14 protein-coding genes are annotated in these 16973 nt (G+C 40.7%); 7 read left to right on the top strand and 7 right to left on the bottom strand.

Annotated elements, in window-relative coordinates:
• Window positions 1-10: 10 nt before the first annotated feature.
• From yacG to nadC, 7 genes are all read right to left on the bottom strand, one after another.
• Window positions 11-244, bottom strand: a complete 234-nt coding sequence (gene yacG / locus HCZ11_RS08635) for a DNA gyrase inhibitor YacG (RefSeq protein ID WP_130049707.1) — start codon at window positions 242-244, stop codon at window positions 11-13.
• Between the two features lie 74 nt (window positions 245-318).
• Window positions 319-1995, bottom strand: coding sequence for a type IV-A pilus assembly ATPase PilB (pilB, locus tag HCZ11_RS08630; RefSeq protein WP_130049706.1), 1677 nt, complete (start codon window positions 1993-1995; stop codon window positions 319-321).
• Window positions 1996-2190: 195 nt separating this feature from the next.
• Entirely contained in the window at window positions 2191-2790 is a 600-nt protein-coding gene (gene coaE / locus HCZ11_RS08625) for a dephospho-CoA kinase (RefSeq protein ID WP_167658219.1), read from the bottom strand.
• 2 nt (window positions 2791-2792) lie between these two features.
• A complete protein-coding gene (locus HCZ11_RS08620; RefSeq protein WP_130049704.1) occupies window positions 2793-3689 on the bottom strand; it encodes an A24 family peptidase in 897 nt (298 codons plus the stop codon).
• A gap of 123 nt (window positions 3690-3812) precedes the next feature.
• Complete coding sequence (locus HCZ11_RS08615; RefSeq protein WP_167658218.1) at window positions 3813-5042, bottom strand: type II secretion system F family protein; 1230 nt, start codon at window positions 5040-5042, stop codon at window positions 3813-3815.
• Window positions 5043-5273: 231 nt separating this feature from the next.
• Window positions 5274-5708, bottom strand: coding sequence for a pilin (locus HCZ11_RS08610; RefSeq protein WP_167658217.1), 435 nt, complete (start codon window positions 5706-5708; stop codon window positions 5274-5276).
• A 493-nt stretch (window positions 5709-6201) separates the two neighbouring features.
• Window positions 6202-7050, bottom strand: coding sequence for a carboxylating nicotinate-nucleotide diphosphorylase (gene nadC / locus HCZ11_RS08605; RefSeq protein WP_167658216.1), 849 nt, complete (start codon window positions 7048-7050; stop codon window positions 6202-6204).
• Window positions 7051-7237: 187 nt separating this feature from the next.
• Here nadC and ampD point away from each other — a divergent pair, with 187 nt between their 5' ends.
• The 7 genes from ampD to HCZ11_RS08570 all read left to right on the top strand — a co-directional run bounded on the left by ampD (window position 7238) and on the right by HCZ11_RS08570 (window position 16884).
• Window positions 7238-7780 carry a 1,6-anhydro-N-acetylmuramyl-L-alanine amidase AmpD gene (ampD, locus tag HCZ11_RS08600; RefSeq protein ID WP_167658215.1) on the top strand — a complete coding sequence of 181 codons (543 nt, stop codon included), beginning with the start codon at window positions 7238-7240 and terminating at the stop codon, window positions 7778-7780.
• Window positions 7781-7802: 22 nt separating this feature from the next.
• Window positions 7803-8654, top strand: coding sequence for a beta-lactamase regulator AmpE (ampE, locus tag HCZ11_RS08595; protein WP_167658214.1), 852 nt, complete (start codon window positions 7803-7805; stop codon window positions 8652-8654).
• A 378-nt stretch (window positions 8655-9032) separates the two neighbouring features.
• Complete coding sequence (pdhR, locus tag HCZ11_RS08590; RefSeq protein ID WP_130049698.1) at window positions 9033-9782, top strand: pyruvate dehydrogenase complex transcriptional repressor PdhR; 750 nt, start codon at window positions 9033-9035, stop codon at window positions 9780-9782.
• Window positions 9783-9867: 85 nt separating this feature from the next.
• Entirely contained in the window at window positions 9868-12534 is a 2667-nt protein-coding gene (aceE, locus tag HCZ11_RS08585) for a pyruvate dehydrogenase (acetyl-transferring), homodimeric type (RefSeq protein WP_167658213.1), read from the top strand.
• 9 nt (window positions 12535-12543) lie between these two features.
• Entirely contained in the window at window positions 12544-14439 is a 1896-nt protein-coding gene (gene aceF / locus HCZ11_RS08580) for a pyruvate dehydrogenase complex dihydrolipoyllysine-residue acetyltransferase (protein ID WP_167658212.1), read from the top strand.
• Between the two features lie 188 nt (window positions 14440-14627).
• A complete protein-coding gene (gene lpdA, locus HCZ11_RS08575; RefSeq protein ID WP_054562783.1) occupies window positions 14628-16052 on the top strand; it encodes a dihydrolipoyl dehydrogenase in 1425 nt (474 codons plus the stop codon).
• 190 nt (window positions 16053-16242) lie between these two features.
• Entirely contained in the window at window positions 16243-16884 is a 642-nt protein-coding gene (locus tag HCZ11_RS08570) for a tRNA-uridine aminocarboxypropyltransferase (protein WP_130052202.1), read from the top strand.
• The last annotated feature ends 89 nt before the right edge of the window (window positions 16885-16973 follow it).

Here is a 16973-nt window from a genome sequence, read left to right as displayed (position 1 = left end):
CAATCAGACTTTATTCTTTAAAGAATGCATCATCATTTTTAGCCAGCATCGCTTCGATGTCTTCAATCATATCTTGGCTTAGCTCATTGGCATTGTTGATAGGACTAGAAATTTTATTATTTTCAAACGACCACTCGCCTAAATCAATTAGCTGGCAGCGTTTTGAACAAAATGGGCGATGCGGACTCTGCTCCGACCATTCGACTTTTGATTTACATGTTGGGCAGTTTACAACTGTTGGCATGGAATAACTCTTAAATAAGCACTTTAGTCAGATCTTACTGAACAGTTAGCTGATAATCCAGTAACGAATTTGTTTTAAAAACTCGTTACTCGGTTTATTTCTTTCAATGAGGTAACTCCATCGGCAGCTTTTTTAAGACCAGATAAACGCAGATTATTAAAGCCTGAACGAAGCGCTACTTCAGCAATTTCTAGCGAATTACCACCACGCATAATGATTTGCGCGATTTCAGGGGTAATTTGCATTACCTCGTAAACACCAACTCGACCCTTATAGCCATCTGTACAACTATCACAACCATTTGGTGCAAATAACTGGACTTCACTGAGCTTATCTTTATCAAAACCTTGGCGAATCAGCTCTTCTTCAGGAAGTGTTTCTGGCGTTTTACACTTAGGGCAAAGACGTCTCGCTAGACGCTGAGCAATAATAAGGCTGATTGAGCTAGCTACGTTGTAAGCTGGTACACCCATGTTCAAAAGACGGGTGAGGGTTTCAGGTGCTGAGTTTGTATGCAGGGTAGATAATACCAAGTGACCTGTTTGTGCCGCTTTAATAGCAATTTCAGCTGTTTCAAGGTCACGGATCTCACCAACCATTACCACATCAGGATCTTGTCGTAAAAAGGCCTTTAATGCATTGGCAAAGGTCATATCTGCTTTCGGATTGATCTGTACTTGGTTAATCCCTTCAAGGTTTATCTCAACAGGATCTTCGGCTGTACTGATGTTACGTTCTGGCTGGTTGAGAATATTCAAACCTGTATACAATGATACTGTTTTACCAGAGCCCGTTGGACCCGTTACTAAGATCATGCCTTGTGGTTGATCAAGTGCATCCATATACAGCTTTTTCTGCTCTGGTTCATAACCAAGAACATCGATACCCAGCATAGCACTTGATGAGTCGAGAATACGCATAACGATTTTCTCGCCCCAAAGGGTCGGTAATGTACTGACACGGAAATCGATACTTTTTCGTTCAGTAATTTTAAGCTTAATACGGCCGTCTTGAGGTTTTCGTTTTTCTGCGATATCAAGTCGTGACATTACCTTGATCCGCGCCGATAAACGGCTGGCTAAGCTATTGGGTGGGCTTGCCATTTCATGCAAAATACCATCGATACGGAAACGCACACGGTAGCGGTGTTCATAAGGTTCAAAATGCAGATCCGAGGCACCTTTTTTAATCGCATCCATCAAAATTTTATTGATGTAAACAATAATAGGTGCATCGTCTTTGTCTTCATCTTTAGGTGCTAAGTTTTGTGGGCTCTCTGATTCTAAATCCCCAAGTTCTTTGAATTCGCTTTCACTTAGATGCAAGCTTCCTGCAGCATCAAGTAATTGCTCAATTTTGTTTTCAAGTTGAAGATAATCAACAACGACCACTTCGCATGAAAGACCGGTACTAAATTCAAAGTTTTCAAATGCACCGTAGTCGGTCGGATCTGAGGCGGCAATATAGAGCTTACGGCCTTTTTTTACTAACGGCAGAATATGGTGTTCACGAATGAGTTTGTCTTTAATAAGCTCTTCAGAAATATACGCTACATCAAAATCTCTAATATCAAAATAAGGCACACGAAATAGGTCTGTACATTGCTCCGCAAGTTCATGCCCATCCATTCCACATGTTTTAGAAATAAGCTCGGCAGTAGAGCTGTATTCGCGCTGCTTTGATTTTACGGTCTCTGCATCAATACGACCGAGTGTAATAAATTTTCTAAGTAGCGGTGAGTTTATATTCATTGAACACCTAGTTTGATCCTTTATTTGCCACAATCTAACAGAAAAAGTAAGGCTATTACATCAGTCTTGTCTGATTTAGGAAAAATTGCAAAATAATTTCACCATAAACTCAGTCATTTAGAATGCTTGTTGGTACTTTTGTATTGGTTTTGGGTAGGCTTTGTTTAATGAAAATCTATAAACAAAATCAATAGCCTAGTTCGAGTGTGGCAGGTACTTTTTATGTAGCTTTAGCACATCAATTTTTACCTCCTCAAGAGGGCGGTTGTTATCTAATATATCCGTTGCTTTTTTTTGCTTGTCAGCTCTCGACATTTGTGAGGCTATGATTTGCTTAGCTAATTCAGTAGAAACATCATCACGAGCTGTAGTTCTTGTTATTTGCACTTCAACCGGAACATCAATTAGTAAGGTGTGATCGCAGTATTTTTCTAGGCCATTTTCAAAAAGTAAGGGAGCAACTAAGATGACATACTGGCTGGTGGCTTGCTTTAATTGCGTGATCATTGACTCCCTAATAAGTGGGTGTAATAAGCTGTTTAGCCATTGCTTTTCTGATTCATCTGCAAAGATAATCGTTCTTAGTTTTGCACGATCAAGTGTGCCGTTATCCGTGAGTATTTCATCACCAAAATGTGCTGTAATTTTTGTAAAGCCAACAGAGCCAGGCTCGACGACTTCTCTGGCAACTATGTCGGCATCAACCACCTGAATACCAAGCTCTTCAAACATGGCGCTTACTGCACTTTTGCCAGAACCAATACCACCGGTTAACCCTAAAACCCAGTTTGCCATAATTAGTAACCTAAATAGTTAAAGTAATAGCTTTGAATTTGCTGACCCCAAAGCAAAGTTACCCAACCTGCTATGGCAAGGTAGGGTCCAAAAGGGATTGGCGTGGTTTTGTCCTTACCTTGAATAAAGATTTGCGCAATGCCGATGATAGCACCGACGACACTTGATAATAGCACTATGGTTAATATATCTTGCCAACCTAGTAGCGCACCGAACACGGCTAATAGTTTAAAGTCACCATAACCCATGCCTTCTTTACCAGTGGCAAGCTTAAATAACCAGTAGACACTCCATAAGCTTAAATAACCAACCGCGGCACCTATTATGGCATCGGTTGGGGCAATGGTAATATCAATAGTAGCGGCAATCAGCGCTAGCCAAACCAATGGGAGGGTTAGCTGGTCAGGCAGCAACATGTGATCTATATCGATAAAGGTTAAAGCGACTAAAACCCAAGTAATCACTATATAAAGAAGAGCAAGCTTCGTTGGGCCAAAAACAGCAGCAACAATTAAACTTAAAACTGCTGTAAGCATTTCAACAATAGGGTAACGAACAGATATAACGGTTTTACAATTTGCACAGCGACCCTTTAATAATAACCAACTTAGCACAGGGATATTTTGCCAAGCTTTGATCGGTGCTTTGCATTTAGGGCAGGTCGAATTTGGCTTTACCAGATTAAATGGCGCTTGTTCTGTCTGTTGTTTTGAATTGAGCTCACCGGCCAATAAGACACGGCATTCAGTTTGCCATTCTCTTTTCATCATCAGTGGTAAACGATAAATCACCACATTTAAAAAGCTACCAATACATAGGCTGACTAAGCCGACGGTCAAAAAATAAAACCACTGCTGAGTTTGCATCGCAGTGGTTATATCAAGAAAAAAGTTTTCCATTAAAATACCTAACTTCTGGCCATTTACAGGCCGATTTTACTTCGCTGTGTTGAACTATTCTTATTATTCATTTTATCTTGCAAGCTATCAATCAGCGTTCAGAATTTTGCTTACAGCTATATTTTAAATCACCGATCCTAATTGGAAGATAGGCAAGTACATAGCAACAATTAAACCACCGACAAGTACACCTAATACCGCCATAATTAAAGGCTCTAACAAGCTTGATAAGCCATCAACGGCATCATCGACTTCTTGCTCATAAATGGTGGCTACTTTTGCAAGCATACCATCGAGTGAACCCGACTCTTCACCAATAGCGACCATTTGTACGACCATATCAGGGAAAATTTTAGTATTACGCATTGCCCAGTTCATTAAGTTACCTGAACTTACCTCGGCTTTTATTTCTAAAATCGCATAACGGTACACCGCATTACCAGAGGCACCCGCAGCAGAATCAAGCGCATCAACTAAGGGTACACCAGCAGCAAAAGTAGTTGATAAAGTGCGAGCATAACGAGCAACTGCAGCTTTATTCAAAATCATACCAATGACAGGCAGTTTTAAGATGGCTCTGTCATTGGCATCTCTGAGTTTTTTGCTGCGAATTAATGCTTCTTTATATATATAACCAAATGCGATTAAAGCGATTAGGATTATCCACCAGTATTCTTGTAGAAATTCTGAAATACCAATCACCATTAAAGTGAAACTCGGTAATTCAGCACCGAAGCCACTAAAAATGTCTTGGAATTGTGGTACAACAAAAATTAAAAGGATTGAAGTAACAATGACTGCTATGACAATTACTGAAATAGGGTAAAACATGGCTTTCTTTATTTTTGACTTTAAAGCCTCGGCTTTTTCTTTGTATATAGCAACACGGTCAAATATTTTATCAAGGGCACCAGATTGTTCACCAGAAGCAACTAGGTCGCAGTATAGATCATCAAAGTAACGAGGATGCTTACGAAGAGCTTGAGAAAGTGGTACACCGGCTTTGACTTCATCACCAACTTCGTCCATTAATTTCGCAACACTTTTGTTTTTTGCACCTGATGCTATAAGCTCGATTGATTGAATCAAAGGTACACCGGCCATGAGCATAGTTGCTATTTGACGGGTTATTAATGCAATATCTTTAGGTGTTATTTTTTGTACACTTTTAATACCAAAAAGTGGTTTAGGTTTACGCTTTACTTTTGATGGAGTAATGCCTTGTTTACGTAATTGAGCTTTAATAAGAGCAATACTACTCCCAGTTAGCTCCCCTTCTAGTTTTTTTCCTCTAGTGTTTACACCAACCCATAAGAAAGTGTCTAAATCTTTATTTTCATCTTTTGTAGCCATAGAGGAAACCTATAAATGTAATGGCTGAATTGTTAAAAGCCTTGAGCTTATCGCTAATATTTTAAATTCTGCAGCATTGGAGTTTGAGTAGATACTTTAAATTCAGAAAGCTAAACGTAATGCTGAAAAACTTAAAGTAAACTGCCTAAGGGCTAAGCTTGTATCAAAGGTGAGCTGATTGAATTTAAACAAAGTGCCTTATTTATCAAAGGCACTTTGTAATTTAGCTTGTTATGAATGAGGGCAGCTTTTAGGTGCAAGCTCTTGCGCATCACCAGTTAAACCTGTTGTTGCACATGTCCACTCACCTGTTGCTGCTCGTGACCATGTAATAACAGCACCAGAAATCTGTGAAGGGGCATTGGTAATTGCGCATGCGATGCTACCTACACCCGTTTTCGCAAGGGTTGCAGTGATAGTACAGTTTTGAGTTGTTGGATCTTTAATTGCTTTTAACTCAGAAACATCTGCAATTGCTTCACCATTATTAGCGTCAATTTCCATTTCGGTCTTTGCACCTGTAATTTCAGCCAGACCTGCAGTTAGCTTAGATGATGCTTGATAGTCAGAGTATGCAGGAAGAGCTACTGCAGCCAAAATACCGATGATTGCAACTACAATCATTAATTCAATTAGGGTGAAACCCTGTTGCTTTTGTTGTGTCATTTTGTTCCTCTCCTAAAGGATATGTTTTTTGTAAGTTTAGCTGTAACTTCAGCATTGTAAAACCAAGGCTCAATTTACAGGATAAATCTTACAGTTTTACTTAAAATAAATTTGAGTAAAGCTTGATTATTAAAAAAGTTTTTCATGAACGTCCTATGTTCAGAGTTCATAAAATTACTTTAGCATTATTAAGCTTTTTTGGAAGCCATTTTCCTGTTCAATAAGCAGTTTTTCAGAACTTTCCTACCTTTGTTTGATGTAAAATAAGCTTAGATCTAGTTCTTTGTACTATTTATAAACACCGCATCTCTTTAGGAACTTATTGAATTGATTGCAATCTTGTGTAGGTTCAGGACATGGGTATACAAAATAATTAAAAACGCTGAGTGAATGTTGGTTTTTTGTTACTAGATCAGGCTTTTTACGTATTTAATGCTTTTTTTAATTTCTTGTCAATGAATTAGGTAAAGCATTAAATACGTAAAGGAGAGTTTTAGCCGTTAAATCGCATTGAAAGATCGATTGATTGTAAATTTTTTGTAAGTGCACCACTTGAAATAAAGTCTACACCTGCCTGTGAATAGGCTTTTAAGGTTTCAAGTGTCATATTGCCAGATACCTCAAGTTTTGCTCGCTTGTCTGTAAGCACGACTGCTTGTTGAATTTGTTCTACGGTAAAGTTATCAAGCATGATGATATCAGCCCCTGCGTTAATCGCTTGTTCAAGCTCATCAAGTGATTCCACTTCCACTTCAACTGGCTTTGTGGGGTGGTTGATTTTAGCCTGTGCGACTGCTTTATCAATTCCACCACAGGCAGCAATGTGGTTTTCCTTAATTAGGAAGGCATCAAACAAGCCGATGCGATGATTCGCGCCGCCACCACACTTTACGGCATATTTTTGTAGGGCGCGTAAGCCTGGAATGGTTTTGCGCGTATCGAGTAGTTGCGTGGTCGTGCCTTCAAGTTCTTTTACATAATGAGCGGTTGTTGTTGCTGTACCACAGAGGGTTTGTACAAAGTTAAGGGCAGTTCGCTCTGCAGTTAAAATAGCCCGAGCTGAGCCAGATGCAGTGAAGAGCGTAGAATTTGCTGTGACTCTGTCGCCGTCATTTACGAGTACCTCAACTTTTACTGAAGGGTCGACTTGGTTAAATACTTCTAAAATAATGTCTTTACCACAAAATACACAGTCTTCACGGGTAATTACCTTGGCATTGGCTAGCTCGTTTTCTGGAATTAGTTGCGCGGTAATATCACCGTCATTTGCGCTTTGGTAATCTAAATCTTCATCAAGGGCAAGTTTTACCAGTTGGCTAATTAAAGTGTGAGGGACTGACATGTCAAAAGCTCATTGTTTATTAATAAATTGGCGAAATTTTACTATGTTTAACTTCTTAATAGAAGACAAAGATTGCCCACATTAATGTAACCTTAGCCTCACTTTAAGCGAGTAAATTAAAGCAACTAGACCCTGAGTTTTTAACCCTTTACACTATTTAACTTTATTGTCATCGTTAGTTTTTAATATGCATATAAATGAATTAGGGCAATTAAACAATGTGTTACAAAGGCCTTGTACACATTTTGATGAGCGCCCTGAAAACGAAGTATCATTACTTGTTATTCATAATATCTCATTGCCAGCGGGGCAGTTTGCAACGCCCTATGTTGATGATTTATTTATGGGGGCAATTGATTGTAAGGCACATGAAACCTTTGTTGATTTAAAAGGGTTAAGAGTGTCTGCGCATTGCTTTATTCGTCGCACGGGTGAAATTATTCAGTACGTGCCTTTTGAGAAGCGAGCTTGGCATGCGGGTATCTCAATGTTTGAAGGCAGAGAGCAGTGTAATGACTTTAGTGTGGGCATTGAGCTTGAAGGCACAGATACGCAAGCGTATACCCAAGCACAATATAATGCATTACACTTAGTGACTAAGGCGTTAATGGATAAGTATCCTGCAATAAACCGTTCACGCATTGTTGGCCATTGTGATATTGCTCCCGGCAGAAAAACTGATCCGGGTAGTAGTTTTGATTGGCAGTACTATTTTGATTTAGTGTTTTAGTTGAAAGGATATAGGTAAAAGCATGATCTTAATTTCAATAATTATTGCTTTGGTGATTGAACGTTTAGGAGCTCGAGCTGATTACTGGCAAATCGGTTTTTATGCCAATACCTATTTAAAGCATTCGCAAAAGCAACTGTCAGAAAAGGGGTTGTTTAATTCGCCAATTGGTTTTTTGATATGGTTAATGTTACCTGTACTTGCCGCGGGGTTAGTTTATCAACTCTCTGATTTTATTATCTGGCAGTTGGCTGTGAATGTTGCTGTGCTGCTGGTTTGTTTTGGCTGTGCTAAGCAACGTGCTTTGTATAAGTCTTACTTAAATGCCTTAACACGAAACGATCAAGAAGCGGCTACCTTATATGCATTACAAATGGGCCAAAAGAAAACAGAAGATGAGCCGCTTGGAGAGACCTTTGGACAAACTTTAGCTTGGTTAAATTTTCGCTTTTATTGTGCCGTTATTTTTTGGTTTGTGGTTTTAGGTGTACCTGGTGCGGTTCTTTATGCGCTGGTTCGTACTTTTACTGACAAAGTAAGAGATGATCACCATGTTCCCTACGCTAAGCGTTTTAAACTAATCCATAGTTTATTGTTCTGGCTTGACTGGTTACCAGCACGGGTTGCGAGCTTTGGTTATTTAGTGATTGGTAACTTTAATAAAGGTACTAGTTGTTGGCTGAAGTATGTGCTCGACTTTTCAGTGAGTAACCGAAAAGTTGTTACGCAAACCGCACTTGCCGCTGAGCAAATCGAGCAACAACATTTTGGCTGTACTTATGAAGCCACTTGCATGATGAAGCTTGTAAAAAGAAATGTCTTGTTCTTTTTAGTGATTATCGCTGCATTAACCCTGTTTGGTGGCTTGGCGTAGGCGCGATTTTATATCGCGTTTTGATTTATAGGTGTGTACGAGTTTTGTCGCGGGGTAAACCCGCTGCTACAAAGCTACTCAATTCAACTAACATCTAAAACCTAACCTCTAAAAGCTCAGTCGCCCAATCTGGTCTGACCATTTATTTTTTATTGTTTTTTCCTTTAGAAAAAGCCACTTTAATCCATACTGTTTAATCTTTAGACGAATTGCGTTAGGGTGTAACCGGGCGCTGAGTGTAGTGAAATTGACAGAAATTCGGGTTTTTGATAACGTATGCGATAAATTTGGTATGACCAATTTACCTTTTTGGTCAAAGCACAAGGCTAAGTACCCGATATTTATGGGGTTAGCGCATAATAATGCGGACGTTAATAAATGTCTTTAAAGATTAAAGCAGCAAAGTTATCTGATGTAATTTTACAACAACTTGAGAATATGATTCTTGAGGGGTCGTTAGCGCCAGGCGAAAAGCTGCCTCCTGAACGTGAATTAGCGAAACAATTTGAAGTATCGCGACCATCATTACGAGAGGCAATTCAAAAACTTGAAGCCAAGGGATTAGTAACGCGTCGCCAAGGCGGTGGAACGTTTGTAAAAAATCAGCTTGAAGAGGGGCTCACTGATCCGCTTTTTGATTTGATTAGTAAGCATCCAGAGTCACAATTTGATTTACTAGAATTTCGTCATGCTCTTGAAGGAATTGCTGCATACTATGCGGCTATGCGCGGTACGACAAATGACTTTAAAAAAGTAAAACAAAGCTTTGACAATATTGCGCTCGTTAATGACGACCTTGTGCAAAAAGCAAAAGCAATTAACGCATTTCATTTTAGTGTGGCAGAAGCATCTCATAACGTTGTGTTACTACATTTAGTACGTGGCATGCAGGCATTGCTTGAGCAAAATGTATTACAGAATTTAACTGTACTGTTAAAAAAACCACAGATCAGCCAACAGCTCGCAGAACATAGACGACTGTTGATGGATGCGGTTATTGAAGGAAACCCAGAGCAAGCTCGTCTTGCTAGTAATGCTCACTTAGCCTTTATCGAAGAAGCCTTACTTGAGGCTGGCAAAGAGCATTCGCGGATTGAACGTAGTTTAAGACGCACCAAACAACATTAAGCAAGTGATTAGCTAAGTTTAGTTAACAACTTAATTTTAAGATTTATTAAAATAATTAGTATTTTAAACATAAGGAAACCTCCATATGTCTGAAGTCAATAAAATTGACGTAGACGCGCTAGAAACACAAGAGTGGTTACAAGCCCTTGAGTCTGTTGTGCGTGAAGAAGGTGTTGAACGTGCTCAATTCTTACTTGAGCAAGTGTTAGAGCAAGCCCGTTTAGACGGTGTTGATATGCCTACTGGCACAACCACTAACTACGTTAATACCATTCCGGTAGATCAAGAACCTGCTTACCCAGGTGACGTAAACATTGAACGTCGTATTCGTTCAATTATCCGTTGGAATGCGATCATGATCGTATTACGTGCGTCGAAAAAAGATCTAGACTTAGGCGGCCATATGGCTTCTTACCAGTCTTCAGCTGCATTCTATGAAGTATGTTTTAACCACTTCTTTAAAGCACCAAATGATGTAGATGGCGGTGACTTAGTTTATTACCAAGGCCACATCTCTCCTGGTATTTATGCTCGTGCATTCGTTGAAGGTCGTTTAACAGCTGAGCAGCTTGATAACTTCCGTCAAGAAGTTGATGGTAACGGTCTTCCTTCATACCCACACCCTAAATTAATGCCTGAGTTTTGGCAGTTCCCTACAGTATCGATGGGTCTTGGTCCAATTGCATCAATCTACCAAGCTCGTTTCTTAAAATATTTAGATGGTCGTGGCTTAAAAGATACTAAAAACCAACGTGTATACGCTTTCTTAGGCGATGGTGAGATGGATGAGCCAGAATCACGCGGTGCAATCTCATTCGCAGCTCGTGAGAAATTAGATAATCTATGTTACCTAATCAACTGTAACTTACAGCGTTTAGATGGCCCAGTAATGGGTAACGGTAAGATCATTCAAGAGCTTGAAGGCCTATTCAAAGGTGCTGGCTGGAACGTAATTAAAGTTGTATGGGGTAGCGGTTGGGATATCTTACTAGCTAAAGATACAACAGGTAAATTGCTTCAGTTAATGAACGAAACCATTGACGGTGATTACCAAACATATAAAGCAAAAGATGGTGCGTACGTACGTGAGCACTTCTTTGGTCGTTACCCTGAAACAGCAGCGCTTGTTGCTGATATGACTGATGAAGAGATCTTCGCGCTTAAGCGTGGCGGCCATGAGCCATCAAAACTTTACGCTGCATTCAAAAAAGCGGAAGAAACCAAAGATCGTCCAACAGTAATCCTAGCGAAAACTGTAAAAGGTTACGGCATGGGTGACGCTGCTGAAGGTAAAAACATCGCACACCAAGTTAAGAAAATGGATATGACCCATGTTGAACACTTACGTTCACGTTTAGGTCTACAAGACTTAGTTTCAGACGAAGAAATTAAAGACTTACCATACTTAACTCTTGAAGAAGGCTCTGAAGAGTATAAGTACCTTCATGCACGCCGTGAAGCGCTACAAGGTTACACGCCTAAGCGTATTCCAAAGTTTTCTGAAAGCCTAACATTGCCAGAAGTTGACGCGTTCAAGCCGCTACTTGAAGAGCAAAAACGTGACATCTCTACAACAATGGGCTTTGTACGTGCACTTAACGTGTTACTAAAAGATAAAGGCATTGGTAAAAACATCGTTCCTATTATCGCCGATGAAGCACGTACCTTTGGTATGGAAGGTTTATTCCGTCAAATTGGTATTTATAACCCGCATGGCCAAAACTACACACCTCAAGACCGTGATATCGTTTCTTACTATAAAGAAGCTACATCAGGTCAAGTACTACAAGAAGGTATCAACGAGTTAGGTGCAATGTCATCATGGGTTGCTGCTGCAACATCATACAGCACTAACGATTTACCAATGATCCCATTCTACATCTACTACTCAATGTTTGGTTTCCAACGTGTAGGTGATATGGCGTGGATGGCTGGTGACCAACAAGCTCGTGGTTTCTTACTAGGTGCTACTGCAGGTCGTACAACGCTAAACGGTGAAGGTTTACAGCACGAAGATGGTCACAGCCACATTCTTGCTAACACGGTTCCTAACTGTATTTCTTATGACCCGACATTCGCATACGAAGTAGCGGTAATCATGCAAGACGGTATCCGTCGCATGTACGGTGAAGACCAAGAAAACGTGTTCTATTACCTAACGCTAATGAACGAAAACTACCATCAACCAGCAATGCCTGAAGGCGCTGAAGAAGGTATTCGTAAAGGTATCTACAAACTTGAAACTGTGGCTGGCGATAAAGCGAAAGTACAGTTACTAGGTTCAGGTACTATCATGATTGAAGTGCGTAAAGCAGCACAAATCCTGAGCGAAGAGTATGGTATTGGTTCTGATGTATTCTCTGTAACTTCATTCAATGAGTTAACACGTGACGGTCAAGATGCTGAGCGTTTCAACATGCTTAACCCTGAAGCAGAACAGAAGACTGCTTACATCACCAACGCATTAACAGATGCCGTGACTGTAGCTGCAACAGACTATATGAAGAACTATGCTGAGCAAGTTCGTTCATTTGTACCAAGCAGCAACTACAAAGTGCTAGGTACTGATGGTTATGGTCGTTCTGATAGCCGTGAAAACTTGCGTCGTCACTTCGAAGTAAATGCTGGCTATGTAGTGGTTGCAACTTTATCTGAGCTTGCAAAACGTGGTGAAGTTGAAAAGTCAGTGGTTGTTGAAGCAATCAAGAAATTTGACATCGACACAAACAAAGTTAACCCGCTATACGCATAAGAGGTTCCAATGAGTATTGAAATTAATGTACCAGATATCGGTGGCGATGAAGTTGAAGTAACCGAAATCCTTGTTAGCGTTGGCGATAAGGTTGAGGTTGACCAATCGTTACTAACGGTTGAAGGCGACAAAGCATCAATGGAAGTACCTGCTGCACAAGCAGGTACGGTTAAAGAAATTAAAGTAGCTGAAGGTGATACAGTAACCACAGGTTCACTTATCATGATCTTCGAAGGTGAAGAGCAAGCTTCTGCTCCTTCTGAAACAAAAGAAGCAGCTAAAGCAGAACCTGCTCAGCAATCTTCAGGTTCAGCTACACAAGAAGTCACTGTACCAGATATCGGCGATGATGAAGTTGAAGTAACTGAAATCATGGTTGCGGTAGGTGACACGGTTGAAGAAGAGCAATCTTTATTAAGCGTTGAAGGCGATAAAGCGTCAATGGAAGTACCAGCGCCAATCGCAGGGACTGTTAAAGAGATCAAAATCGCGACTGGCGATAAAGTAAAAACGGGCTCTTTAATCTTTGTGTTTGAAACTGCATCAAGTGGCTCAGAAGCACCAGCTGCAGAATCAGCTCCAGCTGAAGCGGCTCCAGCTGAATCAAGCACAAAAGAAGTAAATGTGCCTGATATTGGTGGTGATGAAGTTGAAGTAACCGAAGTGATGGTTGCTGTTGGCGATAAGGTTGAAGAAGATCAATCAATCTTAAACGTTGAAGGCGATAAAGCATCAATGGAAGTACCTGCACCATTTGCCGGTACAGTTAAAGAAATCAAAGTAGCAGCAGGCGATAAAGTATCAACTGGCTCACTTATCTTTGTATTTGAGGTAGCGGGTAGTGCACCCGCAGCAGCGGCACCTGCTCCTGCAAAAACTGAAGCAGCTCCTGCACCTGCAGCAAAAGCTGCACCGGCCGAGAAGCCTGCATCAGCACCGGCAAGCAACGAAGGTTTTGCAGATAACAAAGCGTATGCACATGCATCGCCTGTTGTACGTCGTTTAGCGCGTGAGTTTGGTATTAACCTAGCAAACGTAAAAGGCACGGGTCGTAAGAGTCGTGTTGTTAAAGAAGACGTACAAAACTACGTGAAAGACCTTGTGAAGAAAGTTGAATCAGGTCAGCTTTCTGCAGGTAAAGGTAATGCTGGTGGCGGTGAGTTAGGTCTTATTCCTTGGCCGAAAGTAGACTTTGCTAAGTTTGGTGAGATCGAAGAGAAGAAACTTTCTCGTATTCAGAAGCTATCTGGTGCTAACTTACACCGTAACTGGGTACAAATCCCACATGTTACACAGTTTGATGAAGCGGATATCACAAGCCTAGAAGCATTCCGTAAAGAGCAAAATGCCCTTGCAGAGAAGAAAAAGCTAGGTGTTAAAATCACGCCGCTTGTGTTCGTAATGAAAGCTGCTGCGAAAGCACTTGCTGAATTCCCAACGTTTAACTCTTCTCTATCTGAAGACGGCGAAAGCTTAATCTTGAAGAAGTACATCAACATTGGTGTTGCAGTTGATACGCCAAATGGCTTAGTTGTTCCTGTTTTCAAAGATGTTGATAAGAAAGGCATCATTGAGCTTTCTCGCGAATTGATGGATATTTCTAAGAAAGCACGTGAAGGCAAATTAACTTCATCTGATATGCAAGGCGGTTGTTTCACAATCTCAAGCCTTGGTGGTATCGGTGGTACAGCGTTTACACCAATTGTGAATGCGCCAGAAGTTGCTATCTTAGGTGTATCTAAATCAGAAATGAAGCCTAAGTGGAATGGCAAAGAGTTTGAGCCTAAATTAATGGTTCCATTATCAATGTCATACGACCATAGGGTTATTGACGGTGCACTAGCGGCACGCTTTACTGTGACACTAGCTAGCTATATGAGCGATATCCGTCAATTGGTGATGTAATCGTTTCATAATTTATAAGAATCAAATCCCAGCAAGTTGTTTTTTGCTGGGATTTTTACCATTGGCAATGATACAATCTTTGCCATAGAACAATCTTGGTATAGATATCTGCTCTCCCTTTCTGCCTTGCAGAAACATGGCAGTTAAACTTAAGGGCAGTGTCCCGTTCAAACATTTAAGGTAATAGCATGAGCAACGAATTAAAAACTCAAGTTGTTGTACTAGGCGGTGGTCCTGGTGGTTATTCTGCGGCTTTCCGTGCTGCTGACTTGGGCTTAGAAGTTACATTAGTAGAATCTCGCAACACGTTAGGCGGTGTATGTCTAAATGTGGGTTGTATTCCTTCAAAAGCACTTTTACACGTAGCTAAAGTGATTGATGACGCAGCTGAAATGTCATCTCACGGCGTTACTTTTGGTAAGCCTGAAATCGACCTTGACAAAATCCGTGATTGGAAAGAGTCTGTAATCGGCCAATTAACTGGCGGCCTAGACGGCATGGCTAAAATGCGTAAAGTGAAAGTAGTTAGCGGCTACGGTAAATTCACTGGTAGCAACACCCTTGCTGTTGAAGGTGAAGACGGTACAACAACGATCACTTTTGATAATGCTATTATTGCTGCAGGCTCTCAACCTGTTAACTTACCTTTCATCCCTGAAGATGACCGTGTAATTGATTCAACGGGTGCTTTAGAGCTTAAAGACGTTCCTGAGAAACTACTTGTTTTAGGTGGTGGTATCATCGGTCTTGAGATGGGTACTGTATACCGTGCGCTAGGTTCTGAAATCGACGTAGTTGAGTTTGCTGATCAATTAGTACCAGCAGCTGATAAAGACGTTATTAAGATTTACCAAAAATACGTTAAGAACAAGTTCAACGTAATGCTTTCTACTAAAGTTGTTGGCGTTGAAGCGAAAGAAGACGGTCTATACGTTTCATTCGAAGGTAAAAACGCACCGGCTGACGCAGTACGTTACGATAAAGTACTTGTTGCTGTGGGTCGTACACCTAACGGTAAATTACTTGATGCAGACAAAGCGGGCGTTAACGTTGATGAGCGTGGTTTCATCAATGTTGATAAACAGCTTAAAACAAACGTTGATCACATCTTCGCTATCGGTGATATCGTTGGTCAACCAATGCTTGCGCACAAAGCGGTTCATGAAGCTCACGTTGCTGCAGAAGTTATCTCTGGCCAGAAACATTTCTTCGATCCTAAGTGCATTCCTTCAATCGCATACACAGATCCTGAAATTGCATGGGTTGGTGTAACTGAGAAAGAAGCTAAAGAGCAAGGTTTAAGCATCGAAACTGCAGTATTCCCTTGGGCTGCTTCTGGTCGTGCGATTGCTTCTGCACGTACTGAAGGTCAAACTAAGCTAATCTTCGATAAAGATTCTGGTCGTGTTATCGGTGGTGCTATGGTTGGTATCAACGCAGGTGAAATGTTAGGCGAAATCGGCCTAGCAGTTGAGATGGGCGCAGACGGTGAAGACCTAGCGTTAACTATTCACGCTCACCCAACGTTAAACGAATCAATCGGTCTAGCTGCTGAAATCTTCGAAGGTTCAATCACTGACCTTCCAAATAAAAAAGCAGTTAAAAAGAAGTAAGTTCTTTTGACGAATAGCTTAAAAACCCAGCTTCTGCTGGGTTTTTTGTTTTAGTTTAGAGCTAAAACAAACCACTCAGATTAATATCTATTCCCCTTATTTTTAGCTACAATACGCGCCGTTCAATTTTCTGGTAAATACAGTGGCTACTATCTCAAATAACTCCGTGTTAGTACTTCGTGCTTTACAAATGGCTGAGTCTCGTCGTGAATTTAAAGCGCGAGGAGCTAAATTAACGCGTTGTGAGCGCTGTTTATTAGCTGAGCATTATTGTATCTGCGAAGGGGTAGAGCAGGCTGAGTGTGAATCGGCGGTCTGCTTACTTATGTATCACAATGAGAGTTTTAAGCCATCAAATACTGGGCGTTTAATTGCTGAGATCGTTCCAGATAACCACGCTTTTAAATGGGATAGAACGAACCCAGATGATGCTTTGTTAAGCTTGTTGGCAGATCCACAGTATCAGCCTATGGTTATTTTTCCTGCTAGTGATGTTGAAGATGAAACCCGTGTGATCACTGAAGTAGTGCCTGAGGACGGTAAACGTCCATTGTTTATCTTTTTAGACGGTACATGGCGCGAAGCAAAGAAAATGATCCGTAAAAGCCCTTATCTAGATAACTTACCTGTGCTTTCTATTACGCCTGAAAAGCTCTCAGATTATCGATTGCGTGTTGCCCCACATGAACATCAATTAGGCACCGCTGAGGTTGCTATTATGGTGCTTGAGCTAGCTGGTGAAATGGATGCTACGAAAAAGCTAGAGGAACATTTTTTTAAGTTCAGAGATGCATACTTGCTTGGTAAGAGAAATAAAGGGCGTCCAGAGTAGTTCCCTTTGGATAAAAGAAAAGCGCGAACTATCTCTAGTCGCGCTTGCGGAATCTTCTTAATTTTTTGCATCCTGCAATTGAATCTAAT

The organism is Pseudoalteromonas sp. HF66 (assembly GCF_011806445.1).
GTDB lineage: Bacteria > Pseudomonadota > Gammaproteobacteria > Enterobacterales > Alteromonadaceae > Pseudoalteromonas > Pseudoalteromonas apostichopi.
The sequence above is the reverse complement of the archived record's forward strand: the minus strand, read 5'-3'. Positions and strand labels throughout refer to the sequence as shown.

What these genes read in the sequence shown, in the direction of transcription:
- yacG (WP_130049707.1), bottom strand. Translation starts at nt 244, where the DNA reads ATGCCAACAGTTGTAAACTGCCCAACATGTAAATCAAAAGTCGAATGG.
- pilB (WP_130049706.1), bottom strand. Translation starts at nt 1,995, where the DNA reads ATGAATATAAACTCACCGCTACTTAGAAAATTTATTACACTCGGTCGT.
- coaE (WP_167658219.1), bottom strand. Translation starts at nt 2,790, where the DNA reads ATGGCAAACTGGGTTTTAGGGTTAACCGGTGGTATTGGTTCTGGCAAA.
- HCZ11_RS08620 (WP_130049704.1), bottom strand. Translation starts at nt 3,689, where the DNA reads ATGGAAAACTTTTTTCTTGATATAACCACTGCGATGCAAACTCAGCAG.
- HCZ11_RS08615 (WP_167658218.1), bottom strand. Translation starts at nt 5,042, where the DNA reads ATGGCTACAAAAGATGAAAATAAAGATTTAGACACTTTCTTATGGGTT.
- HCZ11_RS08610 (WP_167658217.1), bottom strand. Translation starts at nt 5,708, where the DNA reads ATGACACAACAAAAGCAACAGGGTTTCACCCTAATTGAATTAATGATT.
- nadC (WP_167658216.1), bottom strand. Translation starts at nt 7,050, where the DNA reads ATGTCAGTCCCTCACACTTTAATTAGCCAACTGGTAAAACTTGCCCTT.
- ampD (WP_167658215.1), top strand. Translation starts at nt 7,238, where the DNA reads ATGCATATAAATGAATTAGGGCAATTAAACAATGTGTTACAAAGGCCT.
- ampE (WP_167658214.1), top strand. Translation starts at nt 7,803, where the DNA reads ATGATCTTAATTTCAATAATTATTGCTTTGGTGATTGAACGTTTAGGA.
- pdhR (WP_130049698.1), top strand. Translation starts at nt 9,033, where the DNA reads ATGTCTTTAAAGATTAAAGCAGCAAAGTTATCTGATGTAATTTTACAA.
- aceE (WP_167658213.1), top strand. Translation starts at nt 9,868, where the DNA reads ATGTCTGAAGTCAATAAAATTGACGTAGACGCGCTAGAAACACAAGAG.
- aceF (WP_167658212.1), top strand. Translation starts at nt 12,544, where the DNA reads ATGAGTATTGAAATTAATGTACCAGATATCGGTGGCGATGAAGTTGAA.
- lpdA (WP_054562783.1), top strand. Translation starts at nt 14,628, where the DNA reads ATGAGCAACGAATTAAAAACTCAAGTTGTTGTACTAGGCGGTGGTCCT.
- HCZ11_RS08570 (WP_130052202.1), top strand. Translation starts at nt 16,243, where the DNA reads ATGGCTGAGTCTCGTCGTGAATTTAAAGCGCGAGGAGCTAAATTAACG.